The 21,336-nt window shown below is 52.4% G+C and carries 20 protein-coding genes; 14 read left to right on the top strand and 6 right to left on the bottom strand.

Features of this window, described 5'->3' with window-relative positions; translation table 11 throughout:
* The first annotated feature begins 102 nt into the window (after nucleotides 1-102).
* From ABD892_RS06730 to ABD892_RS06710, 5 genes are all read left to right on the top strand, one after another.
* Complete coding sequence (locus ABD892_RS06730; RefSeq protein ID WP_345194661.1) at nucleotides 103-1,140, top strand: hypothetical protein; 1,038 nt, start codon at nucleotides 103-105, stop codon at nucleotides 1,138-1,140.
* Between the two features lie 58 nt (nucleotides 1,141-1,198).
* Entirely contained in the window at nucleotides 1,199-2,215 is a 1,017-nt protein-coding gene (locus ABD892_RS06725; protein ID WP_345194660.1) for a putative solute-binding protein, read from the top strand.
* A gap of 52 nt (nucleotides 2,216-2,267) precedes the next feature.
* Complete coding sequence (locus ABD892_RS06720) at nucleotides 2,268-4,325, top strand: TRAP transporter large permease subunit (RefSeq protein ID WP_345194659.1); 2,058 nt, start codon at nucleotides 2,268-2,270, stop codon at nucleotides 4,323-4,325.
* Nucleotides 4,326-4,436: 111 nt separating this feature from the next.
* The gene (locus ABD892_RS06715; protein ID WP_345194658.1) at nucleotides 4,437-5,240 is read left to right on the top strand and encodes an alpha/beta fold hydrolase; all 804 of its coding nucleotides are present in this window, start codon (nucleotides 4,437-4,439) and stop codon (nucleotides 5,238-5,240) included.
* Nucleotides 5,237-6,079, top strand: a complete 843-nt coding sequence (locus tag ABD892_RS06710; RefSeq protein ID WP_345194657.1) for an alpha/beta fold hydrolase — start codon at nucleotides 5,237-5,239, stop codon at nucleotides 6,077-6,079. Before ABD892_RS06715 ends, ABD892_RS06710 begins: the two co-directional genes overlap by 4 nt.
* A 65-nt stretch (nucleotides 6,080-6,144) precedes the next feature.
* Here the strand turns inward: ABD892_RS06710 and ABD892_RS06705 are convergent, their stop codons facing one another.
* Complete coding sequence (locus ABD892_RS06705) at nucleotides 6,145-6,648, bottom strand: glutathione peroxidase (protein WP_345194656.1); 504 nt, start codon at nucleotides 6,646-6,648, stop codon at nucleotides 6,145-6,147.
* 98 nt (nucleotides 6,649-6,746) lie between these two features.
* Nucleotides 6,747-7,037 (bottom strand): DUF6482 family protein, encoded by a 291-nt coding sequence (locus ABD892_RS06700; protein ID WP_345194655.1) that lies wholly within the window; start codon nucleotides 7,035-7,037, stop codon nucleotides 6,747-6,749.
* A gap of 272 nt (nucleotides 7,038-7,309) precedes the next feature.
* Here ABD892_RS06700 and ABD892_RS06695 point away from each other — a divergent pair, with 272 nt between their 5' ends.
* The 3 genes from ABD892_RS06695 (at nucleotide 7,310) to ABD892_RS06685 (ending at nucleotide 9,934) form a co-directional block, all read left to right on the top strand.
* Nucleotides 7,310-7,855 carry a protein disulfide oxidoreductase gene (locus ABD892_RS06695; protein WP_345194653.1) on the top strand — a complete coding sequence of 182 codons (546 nt, stop codon included), beginning with the start codon at nucleotides 7,310-7,312 and terminating at the stop codon, nucleotides 7,853-7,855.
* A gap of 117 nt (nucleotides 7,856-7,972) precedes the next feature.
* Nucleotides 7,973-8,875: a DUF4892 domain-containing protein gene (locus ABD892_RS06690; protein WP_345194652.1), complete on the top strand. Its 903-nt coding sequence runs from the start codon at nucleotides 7,973-7,975 to the stop codon at nucleotides 8,873-8,875.
* Between the two features lie 78 nt (nucleotides 8,876-8,953).
* Nucleotides 8,954-9,934, top strand: a complete 981-nt coding sequence (locus tag ABD892_RS06685) for a patatin-like phospholipase family protein (protein ID WP_345194650.1) — start codon at nucleotides 8,954-8,956, stop codon at nucleotides 9,932-9,934.
* Nucleotides 9,935-9,956: 22 nt separating this feature from the next.
* Here the strand turns inward: ABD892_RS06685 and ABD892_RS06680 are convergent, their stop codons facing one another.
* Nucleotides 9,957-10,526 carry a Smr/MutS family protein gene (locus ABD892_RS06680; protein WP_345194649.1) on the bottom strand — a complete coding sequence of 190 codons (570 nt, stop codon included), beginning with the start codon at nucleotides 10,524-10,526 and terminating at the stop codon, nucleotides 9,957-9,959.
* Between the two features lie 146 nt (nucleotides 10,527-10,672).
* Here ABD892_RS06680 and prmB point away from each other — a divergent pair, with 146 nt between their 5' ends.
* Together prmB and aroC are read left to right on the top strand one after the other, a co-directional pair.
* Complete coding sequence (gene prmB / locus ABD892_RS06675; protein WP_425559187.1) at nucleotides 10,673-11,617, top strand: 50S ribosomal protein L3 N(5)-glutamine methyltransferase; 945 nt, start codon at nucleotides 10,673-10,675, stop codon at nucleotides 11,615-11,617.
* 83 nt (nucleotides 11,618-11,700) lie between these two features.
* A complete protein-coding gene (gene aroC / locus ABD892_RS06670) occupies nucleotides 11,701-12,798 on the top strand; it encodes a chorismate synthase (protein WP_345194647.1) in 1,098 nt (365 codons plus the stop codon).
* Nucleotides 12,799-12,813: 15 nt separating this feature from the next.
* On the opposite strand, the gene ABD892_RS06665 is transcribed toward aroC, so the two are convergent.
* Both ABD892_RS06665 and ABD892_RS06660 read right to left on the bottom strand, forming a co-directional pair.
* On the bottom strand, nucleotides 12,814-15,027 hold the full coding sequence (locus ABD892_RS06665; RefSeq protein ID WP_345194646.1) for a tRNA(Met) cytidine acetyltransferase TmcA: 2,214 nt from the start codon (nucleotides 15,025-15,027) through the stop codon (nucleotides 12,814-12,816).
* 51 nt (nucleotides 15,028-15,078) lie between these two features.
* Nucleotides 15,079-16,521 (bottom strand): TrkH family potassium uptake protein, encoded by a 1,443-nt coding sequence (locus ABD892_RS06660; protein ID WP_345194645.1) that lies wholly within the window; start codon nucleotides 16,519-16,521, stop codon nucleotides 15,079-15,081.
* A 224-nt stretch (nucleotides 16,522-16,745) separates the two neighbouring features.
* Between ABD892_RS06660 and trhA the strand changes: the two genes are divergently transcribed.
* Nucleotides 16,746-17,411: a PAQR family membrane homeostasis protein TrhA gene (gene trhA / locus ABD892_RS06655; protein WP_345194644.1), complete on the top strand. Its 666-nt coding sequence runs from the start codon at nucleotides 16,746-16,748 to the stop codon at nucleotides 17,409-17,411.
* Nucleotides 17,412-17,510: 99 nt separating this feature from the next.
* Nucleotides 17,511-18,092, top strand: coding sequence for a lysophospholipid acyltransferase family protein (locus tag ABD892_RS06650; protein WP_345194643.1), 582 nt, complete (start codon nucleotides 17,511-17,513; stop codon nucleotides 18,090-18,092).
* Between the two features lie 33 nt (nucleotides 18,093-18,125).
* Here ABD892_RS06650 and ABD892_RS06645 read toward each other — a convergent pair whose 3' ends face one another.
* Nucleotides 18,126-19,001, bottom strand: a complete 876-nt coding sequence (locus ABD892_RS06645; protein ID WP_345194642.1) for a LysR family transcriptional regulator — start codon at nucleotides 18,999-19,001, stop codon at nucleotides 18,126-18,128.
* Between the two features lie 230 nt (nucleotides 19,002-19,231).
* Here ABD892_RS06645 and leuC point away from each other — a divergent pair, with 230 nt between their 5' ends.
* Nucleotides 19,232-20,665 carry a 3-isopropylmalate dehydratase large subunit gene (leuC, locus tag ABD892_RS06640; RefSeq protein ID WP_345194641.1) on the top strand — a complete coding sequence of 478 codons (1,434 nt, stop codon included), beginning with the start codon at nucleotides 19,232-19,234 and terminating at the stop codon, nucleotides 20,663-20,665.
* Nucleotides 20,662-21,312: a 3-isopropylmalate dehydratase small subunit gene (gene leuD / locus ABD892_RS06635; RefSeq protein WP_345194639.1), complete on the top strand. Its 651-nt coding sequence runs from the start codon at nucleotides 20,662-20,664 to the stop codon at nucleotides 21,310-21,312. Before leuC ends, leuD begins: the two co-directional genes overlap by 4 nt.
* Nucleotides 21,313-21,336: the final 24 nt, after the last annotated feature.

Raw genomic sequence — 21,336 nt, 5'->3', positions numbered from 1 at the left:
TTTGCCTGAAGAGCACAGGGGACGCTCTCTTCATTCAATTTAGCCTTACTTCTTCAGATCGTTAAGCGGGAGTTAAGGGAATAAATGTCCATGGAGTCCTGGATGCCTCATATCAGTTCAAGGCCTGAAACGATTCGCTTCTCTCTGACAAAAATCTCATTGCTGTTATTGCTGGGTTTATTAGGCGGTTGCAGCAGTATGGTTTTTAATGTTGCAACAGAATATACCCAGACCTACGCCGAAGACGTTGCGATGCCGTATGTCATGACCATCAGTGACCCGGCTATGGGATGTGCGATGGGCGATGCCATGACTCCGGCCTTGATGTCCATGGGAACGTTTAACCGAGGCGCCAGTAAATTGGGGGTGATGTCGTATATGTCATCCGCTCTGTGCGCTGAAAGCCAGGCGCGGGAACAGGAGTTGCGTTATCAACGAGCCCTGTTGCGCGATGATAGGATTGAGGCTCAGGATGCCCGTATTATGGTGAAACGTGCCTGGGCCGTCGCCGCTGATCGTCAATATCAAGCCTGGCACCATCTGAGTCAATATTATGGTGAGCCAGGCGCGGGATGTCCGGGACTGGAATCTTCGCAGGATGAGCTGGTCTGGTTGCTTGGGTTAATTGGTGGCTTACAGGCGGTTAATAGTGATATCCGGTCAACAGAAGGTCGCATTCCACGGAGTATCGCTGCTCGTGTTGAACGCAGTGCACAGTGTCTCGATAGCCAGGCATGGTGGGGGGTGCCAAAAGCCATTCGTGCGACGCTATGGGTGATGATTCCCGGTGTTGTACCGGAAGGCGAAGACCCGTGGCGCCGCCTGCAGGAGGCCAGTGATGTCGGTGCCGATAGCGGCGTAAGGCTGGCAAATATATTTCATGCGATGGCGGCCGTCAGTGTGGGTGATGAAGCACTGGTACGCCAACTGATTCGCGATCATGCGCAGGCCGAAAAACGACGTTTACCTGATCCTGATTATCAATTGCTTGATGCCATGGCCCATGAGCAGATGTTGGGTATTTCTGATGCATTATGGACGGCAGCAACCGGTAAGAGAACTCCGACAGGCGCATTTGGTCGCTTCTGGGATGACAAGCAGGATACGGTCGAAACCATTGACATCAACGATCTGCTTTAAATTTGTTTGATCTGTCGTGCAGCTGATAAAAAGAAGAATAATGTAAAGGATAGTTTTCATGTCCCATCATATCCGTCGGCCACTGTTGTCACTGTTCGCCGCATGCGTGTTGACTGGCTCGGTCTCTGTTCAGGCCGCTTTAACCAAGAATACCTTCTGTATTTTTGACCCTGTCGGAAATAATGGCGATGTGCTTGCGCTGATGAAGGATTACAAGACGGAAGCCTTGTCCTGGGGGGTTGACCTTGAATTGAAAACCTTTATGGATGAAAGCGTCATCGTTGATGAGCTGAAAGCGGGGCAGTGTGATGCTGCTGCGTTTACCGGTATCAAGACGCGCGCCTTCAATCGCTTTACCTCAACGGTAGAAGCCGTGGGGGCTTTGCCTGACTATACGACACTGAGAACAACCCTTCAGACACTGATGAGCCCGAAGGCGGCGAAATTGATGCATAATGGCCCTTACGAAGTGGCGGGTATTATGCCAGCCGGCGCGATTTATGCGTTTGTCAGGGATCGGGACTGGGACAGCCTCAACAAAATCCAGGGAAAGAAGATCATCGTCATGGAAGGGGATGAAGTTTCTCAACAGCTGGTGCGGCAGGTCGGTGGGACGCCGGTCAGTGGTAATACAACGAACTTTGCCGGTAAGTTCAACAACGGTAGTGTCGATGTCACTTTTGCACCGGCTGTCGCTTATGAACCGCTGGAGATGTACAAGGGACTGGAGCCTGGTGGTGGCGTGGTTGACCATATTTTTATCCAGCTGACCTTCCAGATGGTGATCCGTCATGACCGCTTCCCTGAAGACTTTGGTCAGAAATCCCGGCAAATGGCGCTGACTAGCTTTGATCGCGCATTCGCTTTCATCGGCAAAGCTACTGATAAAATTGACGACAAGTACTGGGTAGAACCCAACCCTGCTGAAGTTGACGACTATCGTCAGATTATGCGGGAGGCAAGGCTTGCGCTCCGGGATCAGTCGATTTATGACGGCAGGATGCTGAAACTTATGCGCAAGGTTCGCTGCAAATACGATCCGGTTCAGGCGGAATGTTCAGAAAAGCTTGAGTGATCAACTGACCACTGATCGAACGACACGGAAATAATAACAAGGCGAGACCTCGATGTACGAAAGCGTTAGTCGTAGCCGCACTCTGTCAGACTGGCTCTCCTCCTTGCCCATTGCGCTGGTGTTACTGCTGGTCATTGTGCTGGAAAGCAGTAGCATGCTGCATTCCCGCCTGCTCGCCATCGGCAGTGAGCTTTGGCCTGGTTATCACGAGCTGAGAGTCCCTGCCCAGGCACCCGCATGTCAGCCTGATCTCAATATTGATCATGAACTGGCTGAGTTACTGGCGAATCAGCAGGCGGATATTGATGATGAGCTGTCCCTGTTTGATGAAGAACCGGCTGACCCTGTCGTTCTCAGGGCTTCGCTGGAACGGTCTCTGGCGGAATGTCAGCGTCGTCATGCAGAGTATGCTTCTCGCGAGAGTCAAGTTACCGATGGGCTTCAGTATTATGCAACCTTTGAAGAAGGGGTTGCAGCCATCGGTGACTTGGGGCTGAATGCCACCCGTTACATCCTGATGACCTTGCTGCTGGTGGCTGCAGCATCCGCCAACCTGTTGCGCGACCATATTGCCCTGCGGGGGATTCGTACCGTACGGGATTTGCAGGTCTCCAGCCTGGCCCAGATGGCAGGGAATGCATTGTTGCTGGCTTCTGCGCTGGCTTACCGGTCTATGCAGGATGCGTCAGGCATTGTGCCTGACTTTCAGCAATACTGGATTCAGTGGGGCTGGATCATCGGCTTTACTGTGTTGACCCTTATCAGCCTGTTGCAATGCTTACGACGGCCGTCAGGTTTGGTGCCGGGAGGCTCGATGGGGCATGCCCTGTTGTGTATTCCCTTATACAGTTGGATGGCGCTGATTTCTGGTGTTTTCTTCATTCTGATCGGTCATCTGTCAGCAATGACGATTTATCTGGGCAAGATGCTCGATTTGTCCGGTCTGTTTATCAATGTCGGACTGTATGTCTGGATTGGCATGCTGCTCAAGCAGACCCGGATGGCCAGTCTCGTATTTGATCTCTTCCGTCCCTGGCGACTGCCCCCTGAAATGCTGGCCTTCCTTGCCATTATGATATCTGCGTTGCCGACGGCTTACACCGGCGCCAGCGGTATTTATGTGATTGCGGTAGGTGCAGTGATTTATCAGGAGTTACGACGTGCCGGTGCCCAACGTCAGCTTGCGCTGGCGACAACCGCGATGTCTGGCAGCATGGGGGTGATTCTTAACCCCTGTCTGCTGATTGTCATCATCGCGGCTCTGAACAAGGAAGTGACAACGCGAGAGTTATACGGCTGGGGTTTATGGTTGTTCCTGTTGTCTGCATCGTTATTTCTGGTGGTTTCAATGGTATCCCGTCGTGCATCGCTGGTTGTTTCGCCGGTAGCCAATGCATGGCCGGAAACAGTGAACACCCTAAAAAAACTGGTGCCTTATGCATTGGTGATTACGGTGATGGTGCTTTGGTATCGCTGGGGACTGAATACTGCACTGGATGAGTTCAGTGCCCCCGTGATATTGCCTGCGGTCATGCTGGCGGTTGTGATTCTTGATCAATGGCTGCGCCGTCGGGAAAGGCCGGAGCAGGAAGGTCATATCGTCAAGGATACCGAGCTCGCGGTCCGCCATGCGACCGGTGAGGCATCGACGCATATCGGGGCCTTGCTGATGTTGATGGCTTTGTCCATCTGCCTCGGGGGCGTCTTTGACCGTGGGGGTGCGGTGTCCATGCTGCCGGAGGATCTGTCGTCTGTTTGGCTGACTATGGCATTGCTGGTGGTGATACTGATGCTGATCGGGATGATTATGGATCCCTATGGTGCTGTGATTCTTGTGACCATTACACTGACTGATTTTGCCTTTAATAATGGCATTGATCCGCTGCATTTCTGGATGGTGACCCTGATTGCCTTTGAGTTGGGGTATCTCAGCCCGCCGGTTGCGCTGAATCATTTATTGACCCGCCAGGTAGTGGGAGATGATGAGGTTGATCGCGGGGCCGTGTCGGGATCCTTCTGGCAGCGCTATGAGCGCTTTGCTCTGCCATTGCTGGTGATGGCTGTCACGCTGCTGCTGACCGCGTTTGTCCCGTTACTGTTTTATGCCTGACCTACAAAAGGGTACTGATTCTTTGTGATCAGAACCCTTTTTCCCTTTACGGCAGCGTTATGCTCTCTTATTCTTAATCAAACGCTTGTTTGAAAAAAATAAAAGGGCGTTATGACGTTGCCAATTCACTTTGCCCATGCCAATGGCTTTCCTGCACCCGTTTACAGAAAGCTTTTTTCAGCCCTTGAGCAACAGGGTTTTTCCGTCGGCTGGCTGGAAAAGCATGGACATGATCCACTGTTTCCGGTGACGGACAGCTGGCCTCATCTGGTTGATGAGCTACTGGAAGCGATACGTTGCCAGCATAAGGAGCCTGTGCTGGCCGTCGGGCACTCGCTCGGTGGCGTTCTGAGCCTGTTTGCCTCATGGCAGGCGCCTGAGCTTTTTCGAGGGGTCATCATGCTGGATGCACCTTTATTGACTCCCCTGGAGGGCGGTCTGGTGCGTCTGATTAAACGCCTTGGTGCTGTCGACAGAATTACACCGGCAGGACGAACCCTCGGTCGCCGTAGCGTCTGGTGCAGTCGGAAAGAGGCCATTGAGTACTTTCAGAAAAAGCCCCTGTTTCGGCATTTTGACCCAGAGTGCCTAGCGGATTATGTGGATCATGGGATGGAGCATGGAGAGGCTGAGGTTCGCCTTGGTTTCGATCCAGATATTGAGATCAGCATTTATCGCAGTATTCCTGATCGTTGGCCTCGTGCAGTAAAATCGTTTCCGGTGCCAACTGTCGTGGTTTACGGTGATCGCAGCGATGTGGTGATGCCGCATATGATTATGGCGATGCGTCTTCGACGTCATGTTCGTGTCCAGAAAGTGCCCGGAGGCCATATGTTTCCCCTTGAACAGCCTGAGCAGACGGCGCAATTGATTACCCGTTTAGCTGAATCCATGGGAGTGTCCAAACCCTCGTGAAAGAATTCAACATAACCACGCCGGATATGACCTTTGCGGCCTGCCAGTGGGGGCGTGATGATGCCCCAGCCATTCTTGCCTTGCATGGCTGGCTCGACAATGCAGCTACGTTCAGCCGTCTTGCGCCTTTGCTTGATGGATACCGGATTATTGCGATTGATCAGGCGGGTCATGGTTTATCGGATCATCGCAGCCACGATGCCAGTTATGCGATCTGGGATTATGCCGGCGATCTTATTGAAATTGCGGATGCGCTGGGATTAGAGTGTTTTTCATTATTGGGGCATTCCATGGGGGCTATTGTCAGCGTGCTGACGGCGGGGGCTTTTCCGGAGCGTGTTGAGCGCTTGATGCTGATAGATGGTATCTGGCCTATGCCGACCGAGGTAGATCAGGCGCCTGAGCAGCTGGCCAAGGCGATTAAGCACCGTATTCGTCTACGTAGCCGCAATAAATCTGTGTTTGTCTCCCAGGAAGAAGCCGTTGCTGCGCGCTTGAGAGGTTTTGGGACGATCAGCGAAGCAGCCGCTCGAATATTAGTGGAGCGTGGTATTGAGTCCTGTGTCGGCGGATGGACATGGCGTACGGACGCCCGTTTGACACTGCCCTCAGCTCTGCGGCTGACACATGCACATGCGCAAGCTTTCACGAATCGCTTGTCCATGCCAGCACTGTTAATTGCTGCTCAAAGAGGTGTTGTGATTGAAGGTGTTAAAGCCCATCAGGGCGAACTGGAGCATATTACCATCAAGACATTGCCTGGAGGGCACCATCTTCATCTTGAAGACCAGGCAGAGGCAGTGTCGGAGGCGATAGCTGATTTTCTGTCCAGTGTGTAAATCTGGACCGGGAGTCACCTGGCAGGTTGATTCCCGGTTTGATCTTTTAAGAGCAGTCAATTGGCTCAGGCTGTTGAAGTTGCCTTGATCTTCTTGAGTGCAAGGCGGATGTCCAGTTCCAAATCTTCCGGAGCCGTCGTTGGGCTATAACGAATGACTTTGGACTGATCGGGATAAATCAGGAATTTGGTGAAATTCCATTTGATTGCTTCAGATCCTAATACGCCTGGTGCGGCACTTTTGAGTTCTTTGAACAGTGGATGGGCATTCTCTCCATTGACATCCACCTTGGAAAACATGGGGAAACTGACACCGTAGTTCTTTTCACAGAAGCTGGCAATTTCATCGTTATTACCGGGTTCCTGATGGCCAAACTGGTTGCAGGGGAAGCCAATAATAACCAGTCCCTGGTCCTGATATTTCTGATAAAGTGCTTCCAACCCTTGATATTGTGTCGTGAAACCACACTTACTTGCAGTGTTGACGACCAGAATGACATGGTTGCTGTAAGCTGACAGGAGTTGAGACTTACCATTCAGGAGTGGTATTTCGTAGCGAAGAAAATCCATGTGGATCCTTGATTTTTTTGTTTCTGATAGGGGTATTGTACGCAGTTTTACGCGCCAATGAGGATGCTTTTGCGTGCTTTTCAGTATGTTGACAATGATCAGCGAACCTGAATTGACGAATAGGTCTCTTCAGCAGACTGGTTTCCGACCATTTCATCATACGCGCTGTGTTGTATCAGATTGATGGGCCGCTTTATCTTGCCCAGATAATCAGTGGCCTCACTGATACTGTGAAATATGATGGGAGAGGTTGAGTCTTGTTCTGTCAGAAAATACTGGTGTTCACCTTTCATAATCTGGCATAGATAAATATCGCCTTCATTGGTCACCAGGTTGACTGCTGCGCCCGGATTTTCACGTATAAGCAGTTTTAACTCTTTGATTATCATAGTAAATCTCCAAGCTGTTAGGCGTTTTTATCCTGTGTATGACTTATATCCACATTGTTGTAGTGAGCATGTCTAAATATTAGGCAGTATATATAAAATGTACAATAAAAAGCTTTTTATATGTGTACATGTGAGCATCGTTCCGGATTGTCCATTGTTGAAAGCATCGCCAATAGCATCACGCCATAATCAAGCTAATACTTAAGCTATTGGCTGCGTATTGAAACGGCATGGCTTTTACTCAAATCCCATGCAAACGACAGGGAGTGTCGATGTTTTCCTTCATAGATGGTCGCAAGATTCTGGAACCTATTCTGTTCGGTGTCCTTATGGTTGTTATGGTACTCACGGTACAGGGCTACTTTGCCCAGCGGAGTATGCCAAAGGAACAGGCGCCTGCCGTTTCTGGACGCCTGATTGATGGTGGCTATGTCGATTTACTATCGATCAGCCACAAACAGCCCGTCTTGCTGTATTTCTGGGCCAACTGGTGTATGGAGTGTCGTGCGATCAATTCTGCGGTACAGAAGGTTGCGAATGACTATGAGGTCGTCTCAGTGACCATGAGCTCCGGGAACAAGGAGTGGCTTAAGCAGTATATGCAAGCCCGGGAGCTTGATTTTCCCGTTCTCAATGATACGACGGGCGTCATCAGTCGGGAGTGGGGCGTGACGACGGTCCCCTCATTCGTGGTGGTCATGGATGGCAGGGTGCGATTCATCACAACCGGCTATACCACCAGTGCAGGTCTTCGTACAAGACTTTGGATTGTGGGATCGTTGTTGCCCTTTGTTGAGCGTGTTAGAGCGTGGTTTTGAAAGTGAAATACAGGATGGGTTATTTATTGAAGTAGGACGAAGGTTTTGGCGGGCTGATTTGGTGAGCAACTGATAAACTGCAATTCTCATTCAACCTGCACCGGGTAGTTGACGACAATGCAAAGGATCCTGTTTTCTCTCTGTCTGCTTTCTCTCTGGGGCAGTGCATATTCCTCCAGTATACCAGGTTCGACTGATTTACCGGGCATTGATCGATATCCTAACGCGGACATTGTTCGTTATGGCGAAGGGGAAAAGGTCAATTACCCGCTGGTGGCCAGTACCATAAAGAAAGTGAATGGTGTTGTGCGTGCGGATGAAGAGCGGCGGCTTGATGGTGCGTGGCGCAGAGTCATCTATCAGATGCCGGACGGGCATGGCAGCGATGCCGGTTTTCGCTATTTTTCTGATCGGCTGGATAAACTCGGCGTGAAAACCCTTTACCAGTGTGATGGTCGTCATTGTGGTCCCAGTAATCTTTGGGCCAATAAAGTTTTCGAGGAAGCAAACTTGTACGGTTTGGATAAGGATCAGTTTTACTTGCTTGGCGCGCGTACTGTTGAAAATCAGACTGAATATTATGTGTTGTATACGGTTCGGCGTGGCAACAAGCGCGTTTATGCTATGGTCGATCAGTTGGTTGTTGAGGGCGCACTTCCCACAGTTCCCGGTTCTGAGAATGGTTTGAAAGCGTCTGGTATGGCGCAATACTGGGATGCTGTTGTGCAGCCAGGGGCTGGAACGATTGTACAGCAGGATTTCGACAAAATACTGGCGCAAATTCAGAATGACAGTACGACACAAGTGGTATTGGCGGGTTCTGTCCCGTTTGTGCCTGAACTCAAGCCGGATCAGCAAATTGAACGCTCCAGACAATATGCCCAGGCACTGAAAGAGCGCTTAATCGAAGAAAATGTGGCTGAATCGCGACTCTCTGTTATTGGCACAGGGCCTTTGTTACAGGAAAAGGTGGATGATGCAATGCCTTTCGTTCGTATCATGGTTATCGAATCGCATTAAAAGGCGTCTATGAACAGCTTTCATGGTCTGATATTTCCCTGACATCACCTAGGCTTATAAGGGACAGGGAGAAAAATCATGGCCAAAACGGTATCACTGGTTCTTGGCAGTGGCGGTGCCAGGGGCTACGCCCACATCGGGGTGATTGATGAGCTCCTAGCCAGAGGCTATCAGATTTCAGCTATTGCTGGGTGCTCCATGGGGGCGCTGGTGGGCGGTCTCTATGCAGCCGGCAGACTAGAAGCCTACAGAGAGTGGGTGATGGAGTTGAAATACCTGGATGTGATTCGGTTGCTGGATCTATCCTTTCGCTCTCCCGGTGTGTTCAGGGGAGGTCGAGTCCTTGAAGCGATGAGCAGCATGGTTGGTGACTGTCTGATAGAAGATTTGCCCATTCCGTATACTGCCGTTGCAACCGATCTGAATGCCCGCAAGGAAATCTGGTTCCAGGAAGGCGATCTCCTGCAGGCGATCAGGGCGTCCATTGCCATTCCCAGTCTGTTTACACCTGTTGAATACAACGGCCGACTTCTGGTTGATGGCGGGGTTCTGAATCCTATCCCAATTGCGCCAACCGTCTCAGCACATACTGATCTGATCATTGCCGTCGATCTTAATGCGGATATTGCTCCCTTGCAGATTGCCTGTGACCCTGTGCCTGCAGCCAAGGAGCAACGCATAGTCGAGCGCTGGTTCAGAAAGCTCAGAAAAAGTGGCTCAGACGATAACGCCGATGAATCCGTGCAGCGAACCGTTGAACTGGCGTCAGGCAAAACCGGCATGCTGGATATCGTGAACCAGTCCCTGGAAATCATGCAGGAAGTCTTGACCCGCCACCAGATGGCGGCTTATTCCGCAGATATTCTGATTCCGGTATCTGCCCGGCAGTGTCGTTTTTATGAGTTCCACCGGGCTGAAGACTTGATTCAGGTCGGGCGTTTACAGGCGGCTTCGTTACTGGATCAGCATCCGCAGTTCGCTGTTACGCCGGAAGAAGATGAAGAAAGTACTTCAGACCAAGGTGATGTGGCGCCGGACTCCAGCCAGACAAAGGAATAAGTGCTGCTTGCCAGCGCAGTATTCAACGCCGTGTTTTCAGTAAGACATAAACCGCCCCACGACCGCCATCCCTGGGCAGGCAGGAGCAAAAAGCCTGAACCGCATTGATTTGTCTTAACCACTGGTTCACATAACTCTTCATTGTATCCTGCTGCCCGAAGCTACGATGGGACTTGCCATGAATGACTCGTACACAGCTGTAGTGCTGATCCTGGCAGAAGGCCAGAAAACGGGTCAGCAGGTTACGGGCCTCTTCGATGGTGCAGCCATGCAGATCCAGGTTGTAGTCGACAGGGAAATGCCCCTGTTTTAATTGCTTGAAGCGGCTATTCTGTAGGCCAGCTTTCAGGTATTCAATGGGTTGCTCGGGTTCGATCGGCTCAATGTGGGTATCCGAAAGGCCATCGGCGGGCGGCGTATAATCCGTTGCAGCCGATCGTCGGCGCAGTGCCTTGGTGAATTCCGGAATCGTATCCGACTTACCTGAAGTCTGGGCCTGATGTTGACGCAGCGGCTTTACCCCAGCCATTTCCTGCTGAAACAGCCGATTTTCGTCGTCGGTGCTGGCGTTGTGATTGGCGTCGTCGCCCATTGCTGGTTCCATTGGCTATTGGGAGTGACACAGTTCAGGCTATCACGTCGTTTGAAACGACACTGGCTAAATAGTTCAGAAACCGGCTCTTTCCCGGGCAGAGTGGGATATAATCGCGCATTCTAAACTGAACCGTTGTAGGAGTCATGGTGTCAGATTTGCTCAATGATACGTCCGGCCTGCTAACCATTCGTGACTGGTTGCGATGGACATACAGTCGTTTCAATGAAGATCCGTCATTATTTTACGGCCACGGTACGGATAACAGCTGGGATGAAGCACGGCACCTGGTTTTGCAGGCGTTAAACCTGCCCTGGGATTATGATCCTGTCTATTTTGATAGCCGTCTGACCGACAGTGAGAGACAGCAACTGACCACCTTGGTGCAGCGTCGCATCAGGGAGCATATTCCGACGGCTTACTTGCTCAATCAAGCCTGGTTCTATGGCATGCCGTTTTATGTGGACGAGCGGGTGTTGGTTCCTCGTTCGCCTATTGCGGAATTGATTGAAAAAGGGTTTGAACCTTGGCTTGGTGGGCAGACCGTTGATCGGGTGCTGGATCTCTGCTGCGGTTCCGGTTGTATTGGTATCGCTTGCTCGCAGGCTTTTCCTGAGGCACAGGTGGATCTGATTGATATCTCTGAGGATGCGCTGGAAGTCGCCCATATCAATGTTGACCGGTTTGAGTTGTGGGATCGTGTCAGAACCATTCAGTCAGATATGTTCCTGTCCCTGAAATCCATGGAAGACCGACCCCGCTACCAGTTGATTGTCAGTAATCCGCCGTATGTGGATGCTGAAGATATGGCAGATTTGCCGGATGAATACCTGCATGAGCCTGCCCTGGGTCTGGAAGCGGGTAATGACGGGCTGGATTTTGCGCGCAATATCCTGACTAACGCGGCAGATTTCCTGGATGACAATGGTCTGCTGGTGGTGGAAGTGGGCAACAGCGAGTGGGCTCTTCAGGATGCCTACCCGGATGTACCGTTTACCTGGGTTGAGTTTGAGCATGGCGGCCACGGTGTCTTTGTGCTGACAGCGCAAGAGTGCCGTCGTTATCGTGACCAATTCGGCGACAGCCACTGAAAACCCGGTATAATGCCGGTATCAACAAGAACCGAGGGTGATGGCTTGAGCCATTACCCTGCAATAAACGGCAGTGGAGTATCATGGCAGGTAATACCATCGGAAAACTGTTCACTGTGACTACGTTCGGTGAGAGCCACGGTCCCGGTCTTGGGTGTATTGTTGACGGCTGCCCGCCGGGCATTCCGCTGGACGAGGGCATGCTGCAACAGGATCTTGATCGTCGAAAGCCCGGCACGTCCCGTTATACCACCCAGCGGCGCGAACCTGATGCTGTGCGTATCCTGTCCGGCGTGTTTGATGGAGTGACCACGGGGACACCGATTGGTTTGTTGATTGAAAATACGGATCAGCGTTCCAAAGACTATTCCGAGATCAAGGATCGTTTTCGTCCCGCCCATGCTGATTATGGTTACTGGCACAAGTACGGTATCCGGGATTATCGTGGTGGTGGACGGTCTTCTGCACGGGAAACCGCGATGCGTGTGGCCGCAGGTGCGATTGCGCGGCAGTTTTTGCTGGCGCAGGGGATTACCGTCCGAGGCTATCTTTCACAGATGGGGCCAATCAAGGCAGAGACGTTTGATTGGAATGAGGTGGATCGTAATCCGTTTTTCTGTCCGGATGCGGTCAAGGCGGCGGAGATGGCAGATTATATCAATTCTTTGAGAAAAGAAGGTAATTCCATTGGTGCTCGAATCACCGTCACTGCAACCGGACTGATGCCCGGGCTGGGTGAGCCGGTATTTGATCGTCTGGATGCCGATCTTGCCCACGCGTTAATGAGTATTAATGCTGTCAAAGGCGTCGAAATTGGTGCGGGCTTTGGCTGTGTGGAGCAGAAGGGTACTGAACATCGCGATGAAATGACACCAGAGGGCTTTCTGTCAAACCATGCGGGCGGCATACTGGGCGGAATTACGACGGGCCAGGATATTGTGGCTCATATTGCGCTTAAGCCAACTTCCAGCCTGCTGGTGCCTGGACGCAGCATTGACGTGGAGGGCAACCCTGTCGAAGTGGTCACCAAAGGGCGACATGACCCTTGTGTCGGGGTACGGGCAACACCGATAGCAGAGGCAATGATGTCCATTGTGTTGATGGATCACCTGCTACGGCACCGAGCCCAGAACAGTGATGTGTCTGTGTCGACTCCGGTGATTGCTGGGGCTGTATCTTAATTGCTAGCTTGGTCGTCAGTTTAGTAATGGTTGTAGTTTTTCCTGTACGGGTGTTGGGCATTCTGGCAGGTGGAGCTCTATCAGTTGCCCGGTAGCCCGACGAAGCAGGGCAACAACGGCCTTCTCTCCCGATAGCTGGCACTGGGTTGCAACCTCTTGCCAGCTGTATTTTTGTAGGACTTTCCGTACCAATAGGGTCATTGCTTCAGACGCGATGAGTGCTGGCTTCTTCTGCAGTGCTTTGAGCAGCATTTTTTCTATTGCCAGAACACACCCGTCATAAGTGCGATTGCTGCAGGCAAAAGAAACACTGTCCATCCAATCTTGTTCTGTTAAATGACCACATTCCATCGCTGGCGAGTGAGGTGTTTCACTGAACAGTGCGGCTGCCAGTGGCGCGTCAATATCTCTGAGCGAATCGCTCATTAATAAGGGCAATTGTTGAATAAACCGCTTTCTTGCAAGGGTATGTAAGTTGGATGCAGTTTCAGACAGGGGTAGCATGACCAACGCGGAATGCTCACCGCTGGCTGTATCGCGTGTTGAGCCAAGTCGAAGTGGCGTAAGTCCCGAGGCCTGCCAAAAGTTCAGGAGTTCTGGAGTGGCGCCAAAGCTGCTGGCAATGAAATCCCGATTCTTTTTTTGGCAGTCAGCTATAACTGTTTCCAGAAGTCGCTGACCCAAGCCTTGGCGGCGTAGTGAGGGGTGGATGGCGATTCGCATGATCCGCTCACCTGTTAGCTCGGCGGCTTCCGCAATCCCGGCATGGTTGGCAAGGGATTGGGGGATCAGGTGGCCGCGAAGGCGTCGTTCGCCTAGCCAGATAGCTTGAGCCAGCGCCTTGCTGAACCCGCCTTCCGACACACTCAATACGGTGCCCGCGATATGCGTGCCACGATAGAGTGCGTAAATGGATAGATCGGGATTATCCATCAGCATCTGCAGGTCGCGAGGTGTCGTCTGATAATGGGCAGTAACAAGCAGACCGAACAGTTCATTCAGTAGCGACTCATCCTCGGCCAGCTGGGCTTGCGACAGTTTTACGATGCGATTCTGGCCATTATTGCTGTCAGCTATCATGGCTTCCGAGGCAGGTGAAGCATTCAGTTGCAGTAGCTTGAAAGTGAGCGCTTCAACCGGATCGCTATTTGCCCAGCGAATCGGTGTGCTCAACGTAAGATGACGCCATTTGGGGGTTATCCGGTCGAGGGTCTCCCTGAATCGAATAGCAAATCCCCGGCCGCTACCTTCGTAACCGTGAATAGTGGATGAGAAAACGATGCGTGAATGTTGTTGCAATAACTTGCTCAGCAGGGGCGTTGGAATGGCCGCAGCTTCATCCACCATGACCAGTGCCGCATCATGATGATGCTGGGCCAGGTCGTCTGGTGCTAAAAAATGAAGGGCTATCCCATTGTACAGAATCTGGTTTTTTCTGATGTCAGCATCGGGCAGGAGTCTGGCTGCTTGATCAAACAGCGATTTCACTGCGTCGGGCTGAGGGGCCGTGACCACCAGTGGGCCGGTTCCTTGTCGCAACACCTGCGCTGCGGCAATGCCGAGAGAGGCTGATTTACCGCGCCCCCGGTCTGCGGTGATGACCAGAGGGCGGCGTCGATGTCCGGTGGCAACACGGACTATCGCGTCAACGGCATTTTTCTGGTCATATGTTCGGCAGATGCCGTCATCACAAACATTGTCAGTTGTGATGGTTTCTGAAACATCCAGTGAGGGAAGGGGGAGGCCTTCCTGAACCGTAACGGTGTGTGGGGATGTTTTGATGAGTCTAGCCATTCTGGCTAGAAAATGACCCTGGATGACTTCCGGTGTGCAGCCATAGCTGAGAATGGCGCTGTACTCCGGATCGTTATGCTTGTGCCAATGCGTCAGTGGTGGGCAAAGCAGTACTAGCAAACCGCCTGCGCGAATAATCCCGGAGGCTGCCCCCAGTGCATTGGGGTTAAAACCGCTATGGGCATCAATGACAACAGCATTACCTTCGGTACCCAGCAGTTGTCGGGTCTGGTTGGGTTTAAAATGTGTTGTATTGCTTGGGCTTGTTGAATTACTGATCCAGAGTGGTTCGTCAAAGCGGCTTATGGCTGCCATGCCCTGTTTCAGGCACCACGTGTGACTGCCCGATAAAACCAGTGCCCGTCGTTGTCTTGAGAGACGAGCCTGGTCTATCAGATTGTTAATTAGGGTGTCAAAGCTGTCCGCTAGCGCCACAAAGGGAGTCCTGCATAGGCTGGATGATGAGCGATTGTATCGTCCCGCTCATCAGTTGCGCCAGAAGGAGGGCAGGAACATAACCAAAACGGTTATGACTTCCAGGCGTCCCATCAACATGCCGACACAGAGCAGCCACTTGGCCATGGCGGGCAACGTCGCGAAATTGCCGGCAGGGCCTATTACATCGCCAAAGCCTGGGCCCACATTGGCAATGGCAGTGACTGCGCCACTCAGGCTGGTGACGAAATCCAGGCCCAGCAGGCTGAGGCCGATCGTCAGCAACGCAACCAGCAGGCCAAAGAACGAACTGAAAGCCACCAGGGAACGGAGGATATCGTTGGTGATTTCAATGCCGTTGTAGGACTGGACAAGGAAAGCCCTCGGGTGATTGAGCTGTTTCAGCTGGATATGAAGCAGCTTGAACCCGATCTGGAAACGGAAAATTTTGATACCACCCGCGGTGGAACCCGAACAACCGCCTACGAAGGTCAGGAAGAAGAACAGACTGATGGCGAAGCCTCCCCAGAGGCTGTAGTCCGTCAGCGCATACCCTGTGGTTGTGACAACGGAGGTGGTATTGAACGCAACCAGCGTCAGTGACTCAAACCAGTCATAGCTGGAATTGAGCCAGAGCCACGTACTGAATAACATCCAGATCATGATCAGGAAGCCAATAAACGCCTGCACCTGACTGTCACGAAGCAATGATGCCCGGTCTCCACGCAGAAACCTAACGAAGAGTACGAATGGCAGACTGCCGAGTATCATGAAAAGCGTCGCGTTCCAGTGTACCCATGGGTTGCTGAAATGCCCCATGGAGGCATCGCTGGTGGAGTAACCACCGGTGGATACCGTGGTCATGGCATGGTTGGCAGCGTCAAACAGGTTCATCCCGGACAGCAGGTAACCCACCATGCAGAGAATGGTAATAATGCTGTAAACCAGGACGATGCGTTTGGCGATCGAGCCAGAGCGCGGAAGGGCTTTCTCTGACCAGTCCGAGGATTCGCTCTGGAACAGACGCATACCACCAACTTTCAGAAATGGCAGGATCGCGACCGCCATCACAATAAAGCCAATCCCCCCCAGCCACTGCAGGATAGAGCGCCAGAGCAGGATGCCGCCGTTGACAGTGGCCAGGTGGCTCATCACCGTTGAGCCTGTTGTCGTGATGCCGGACATGGTTTCAAAGAACGCGTCCGTGTAGGACATGTCTTCAACCAGGACAAAGGGCAGGGCTGCAAACGCACTGACCAGAATCCAGCTCACATTGGTTAGCAGGAAAATTTGCCGGGAGACCAGGCTGAAATGCCGTGACCGCATCAGCATGGCCAGCAGACCGCCGCTCAGGAAGGTATAGATGGCAGACTCGAAGAACGCGCCAGCGCCAATGTCACCCATGGACAGGGTGAGCAGGGCCGGGATCAGCATCAGAATGCCCAGTACCATCAGAAAAAGCCCTGCGACGTACAGGACTGGTTTGATGTTCATGGTGCTTATGGCCAGGTCCGTGGAATTTGATTCGCGGATTGTAGCCAGTGGTGTCGCCATGTAATTAAGGGTTTATACCAAGTTTGCCGGAGGGGAGAGCGCGTCGTTTCGAAAGAAAAGGATAGGCTATCGACAGGAAACAGCCGTTAAATTCAGCAAATCTTACTGAGTTCATGGCACAGTCATGTTATAAAGCGCTGTCCCGAAACTCAGTGGAGGAAAGCATGTCAGGTTGTCAGTCAGTCCGAAGCCCCTATTCGGTGGCGGAGGAGATCGCCAACAGTCTGTCCCATGGGCTGGGTATGGTGTTTGGTATTGTCGCCCTGGTATTGCTGGTCAATGAGGCTGTGGCGCTGGATGATGCGGTCAGGGTCACCAGTTTTAGCATCTATGGTGGCAGCATGATCCTGCTGTTCCTGGCATCGACGCTCTATCATGCGATTCCGGCACCGGGCGCGAAGCGATGGCTTAAACTGTTTGACCACTGCGCCATTTATTTGCTGATTGCCGGTACTTACACGCCGTTTTTGCTGGTAACCCTGGAAGGGGCTTTCGGTATCGTATTGATGGCTGTTGTCTGGAGCCTTGCCGGACTGGGGTTGGCTTTCAAGCTGGTCTTTGGGCACCGTTACCGGAAGCTGTCGCTATTGACCTACCTGGGTATGGGATGGTTGTCCATGGTGGCGATTGGGGAACTGGTAGAGCGTCTGCCCGCAGGGGGAATCTGGTTGCTGGCCAGCGGTGGGCTGGTATACAGCCTGGGGGTAATTTTTTACGTCTGGAAGCGGGTGCCGTTTAATCATGCCATCTGGCACCTGTTTGTTCTGGGTGGTTGTGTGTGCCATTTTCTGGCCATCTACGGCTACGTCTTACCGTTGCCTGCCATATAAGGGCGTTGGCAGCATACCGTTCCCTGTTGGCAGGAGCACAAGGGGACAAAACATTGATCAAGGTGAGCATGACAAGCCGCCGTTATACAGGGAATCATGATGCGTCATACTGTTTTTGACACACCGGTTGTTAACTGGCTATTTCGACAGATGTCGAAAATTGGCCTGAAGCTGACGGGCTGGAAAATGGAAGGGGCACTTCCGGATGCGCCCAAGTATGTGGTGATAGCAGCGCCGCATACCAGTAACTGGGATTTTCCCCTGACCATTGCCATGGCCTTTGTATTTCGGATTAAAGTGTTCTGGATGGGGAAAGCGTCGTTGTTTCGTGGGCCGATGGGGCCGGTCATGAAATGGTTGGGGGGAATACCGGTTGATCGTAGTCGTTCGACCAACCTGGTTCAGGCGACCATTGATGCCTTTAATCGCAACAGGGAACTGATTATTGCGATTCCTCCGGAAGGCACTCGCTCCAAGGTGCGGAAGTGGAAGACCGGTTTCTACCACATCGCGAATGGGGCAAAGGTGCCGATTGCATCCGGCTTCCTTGATTTCAAGCGTAAGGTGGGAGGTTTTGGGCCGACCTTTATGCCTACCGGCGATATCGACGCCGACATGGCAGCCATTAAAGCCTTTTATGCCAATATTACCGGCAAGCATCCCTGCGCGTTTGAGCAGTAATCGCTGACCGATTCGACAGCCCTGCCATTCCTGTCAGGGCTGTTCCAACTCTTCCAGCAGCGTCAACATGGCGCGTCCCGCATTCGACAACGTTCTCTCACTGTGATGAATAACCCCCAGTGTTCGGGTAAGGTCAGCCCCTTTTACTGGAAGGCGGACGATGGTTTCATCCAGCATGGTTTCAGGCAGCACACTCCACGCCAATCCGATCGATACCATCATTTTTATGGTTTCCAGATAATTGGTGGACATGGAAATGTCCAGCGCCAAACCGGCCTGATCGAACAGCTCCTTCACAATGTGATGGGTAAATGTCCGGTTGTCAGGAAAAATTGCCTGGAATCGCCCGAGATCTTGCAGCTGAATACGGGGTTGCCGGGTTAACGGGTGTTCGGGGGCAACGACAAAGGCCAGCGGATCTTGCCAGAGCGGACGTGCTATGACAGGGGGCTGGTTGTCCGGGGATAGTGTAATGATGCCCAGCTCTATCTCGCCCTGGTTAAGGGCGGTATAAGCTTGTTCTGAATCAATAAAGCGAATATCGAGCCGGACATCCGGGTAGCGTTTGCTGTAGGTTTTCAATACGGCCGGTAACCGGTGCAGGCCGATGTGATGACTAGTGGCCATTGTCAGGCTGCCAGAGACCTTGCCGGACAGGTTGCCCAGTGCCTTGCGGATGTCGTCAATGGCGTTCAGGATGGCGCGCGCGCGGGTCAGTAATGTTTGACCGGCTTCGGTCAGCGTAATCTGTCGACTGATTCGGTCAAACAGTTTACAGTCGAGCTGCGCTTCCAGTGTGGCAATTCGCTTGCTGACCGCAGGTTGGGTCAGGTGTAATGCCTGGGCGGCAGCGGAAAAGGAACCGCTTTCGGCAACCGCGAGAAATGCTCTGAGGTTTTGGCTGTCCACGGAGGCTTTCCTATTCCTTGTAGTTATTCAAAACATTAAAAATATGAATTTGTTTTATGTGTGACGATACCATACATTGCCAGCATAAGGCATTCAGAGGTGTGACGGGATGGCAAAGGCAATAACAATCATCTGCGTTGATCTTGGCTATTCCACATCTTGACCGGTAATAGAACAAAAATACCCCTGCCTGTTAGTGGTAAGGGTAAGTCTGTGAAGGAGACTGAAACGTGTCCGGCAAAACGCTCTATGACAAGCTTTGGGACAGTCATCTGGTCCGAACCCGGGATGATGGCTCCGCGCTGATTTTTATCGATCGTCAGTTGTTGCATGAAGTCACGTCGCCACAGGCCTTTGAGGGGCTGCGACTGGCAGGTCGTAAGCCCTGGCGGGTGGATGCGAGTGTCGCGACACCAGATCATAATGTACCGACGACCCGTTCTGAGCGGGAAGCCGGTATTGATGGCATCGTGGATCCGGTTTCCCGTATCCAGGTGGCGACACTGGATGAGAACTGCGATGAATTTGGCATCCTTGAGTTTCAGATGCAGGATCGCCGGCAGGGGATTGTTCATGTGGTCGGGCCTGAGCAGGGCCTGACGCTGCCGGGTATGACCCTTGTCTGCGGTGACTCCCATACGGCTACCCACGGTGCCTTTGCTGCGCTGGCACACGGTATCGGCACGTCCGAAGTCGAACATGTGCTGGCTACCCAATGCCTGGTCACCAAGAAAATGAAAAATATGCTGGTTCGTGTGGATGGCGAACTGGGGCCTGGGGTCACCGCCAAAGATGTGATTCTTGCCATCATCGGCGAGATTGGCACGGCGGGCGGTACGGGGTATGCGATCGAATTTGCCGGTTCTGCCATTGAAAGTCTGTCGATGGAAGGGCGGATGACCATCTGCAATATGGCCATTGAGGCCGGTGCACGGGTCGGTCTGGTGGCGGTGGATGACACGACTATCGAATACGTCAAACATCGCCCCTACGCACCGGAAGGCGATCAGTGGAAAGCCGCCGTTGACTGGTGGCGGACACTGGTGTCGGATTCTGATGCTGAGTTTGATCATGTCGTGGTTCTGCGCGGCGAGGCGATTGAACCGCAAGTCTCCTGGGGGACTTCGCCCGAGATGGTGGCGCCGGTCAGCGGTTTTGTACCGGATCCTGATCAAGAGAAAGATGAAGCACGGGCAGAGAGTATTCGCCGTGCACTTGCTTACATGGGGCTTCAGGCTGGTATGAATATCTCGGATATTCGTCCGGATCGGGTCTTCATCGGCTCATGTACCAATTCCCGCATTGAAGATCTGCGTGAAGCGGCCCGTGTCGTTGAGGGGCGCAAGGTAGCGTCATCTGTCAAACAAGCGCTGGTTGTCCCAGGTTCCGGTCTGGTGAAAGAGCAGGCTGAGCAGGAAGGGTTGGACAAAATTTTCATTGAAGCCGGTATGGAGTGGCGTGAGCCGGGTTGTTCTATGTGTCTGGCTATGAATGCAGATAAATTAGGGGCGGGCGAACATTGTGCGTCTACGTCCAATCGTAATTTTGAAGGGCGCCAGGGGTTTGGGGGGCGGACGCATCTTGTCAGTCCGGCCATGGCGGCCGCAGCAGCCGTGACAGGGCGTTTTGTTGATGTCAGGGAATTGATGGAGCGTGCATCATGAGAGCATTCACCGTACATGCCGGTATCGTGGCGCCGCTGGATCGTGCCAATGTTGATACGGACATGATCATTCCCAAGCAGTTCCTGAAATCCATCCGCCGCTCCGGGTTCGGAAAAAACCTGTTTGATGAATTGCGTTATCTTGATGAAGGACAGCCGGATCAGGATTGCAGTGGTCGTCCACTGAACCAGGATTTTGTACTGAATCAACCCCGTTACCGTGATGCGTCGATTCTGTTGAGTCGCCATAACTTCGGCTGTGGTTCATCCCGTGAGCATGCGCCCTGGGCATTGGATGATTATGGTTTTCGTTGTGTGATCGCACCGAGCTTTGCGGATATTTTCTACAACAACTGCTTCAAGAATGGTTTGTTACCCATTGTTTTGCTTGAAGATATTGTCGATGAGTTGTTTCGGGAAACTGCTGAGCAGGATGGTTATTCGCTGACCATTGATCTCGAGCGCGAGGTGATTGTACGCCCTGGAGTTCGTGAGATTGAGTTCGGTATTGATGCCTTTCGAAAGGACTGTCTGTTAAAAGGCCTTGATGAGATTGGCTTGACGCTGGAACAGTCCGCTTCAATCCGGCAATTTGAGCGGCGTCATCAGGCGCGTTTCCCCTGGCTGTTTAACACCGTTGCCCGTTAATCGTTGTACGACAGTGATTAGGTT

The sequence above is a fragment of the Kistimonas scapharcae genome, assembly GCF_039540975.1.
GTDB lineage: Bacteria > Pseudomonadota > Gammaproteobacteria > Pseudomonadales > Endozoicomonadaceae > Kistimonas > Kistimonas scapharcae.
This window is presented reverse-complemented; position numbering and strand designations above follow the sequence as displayed.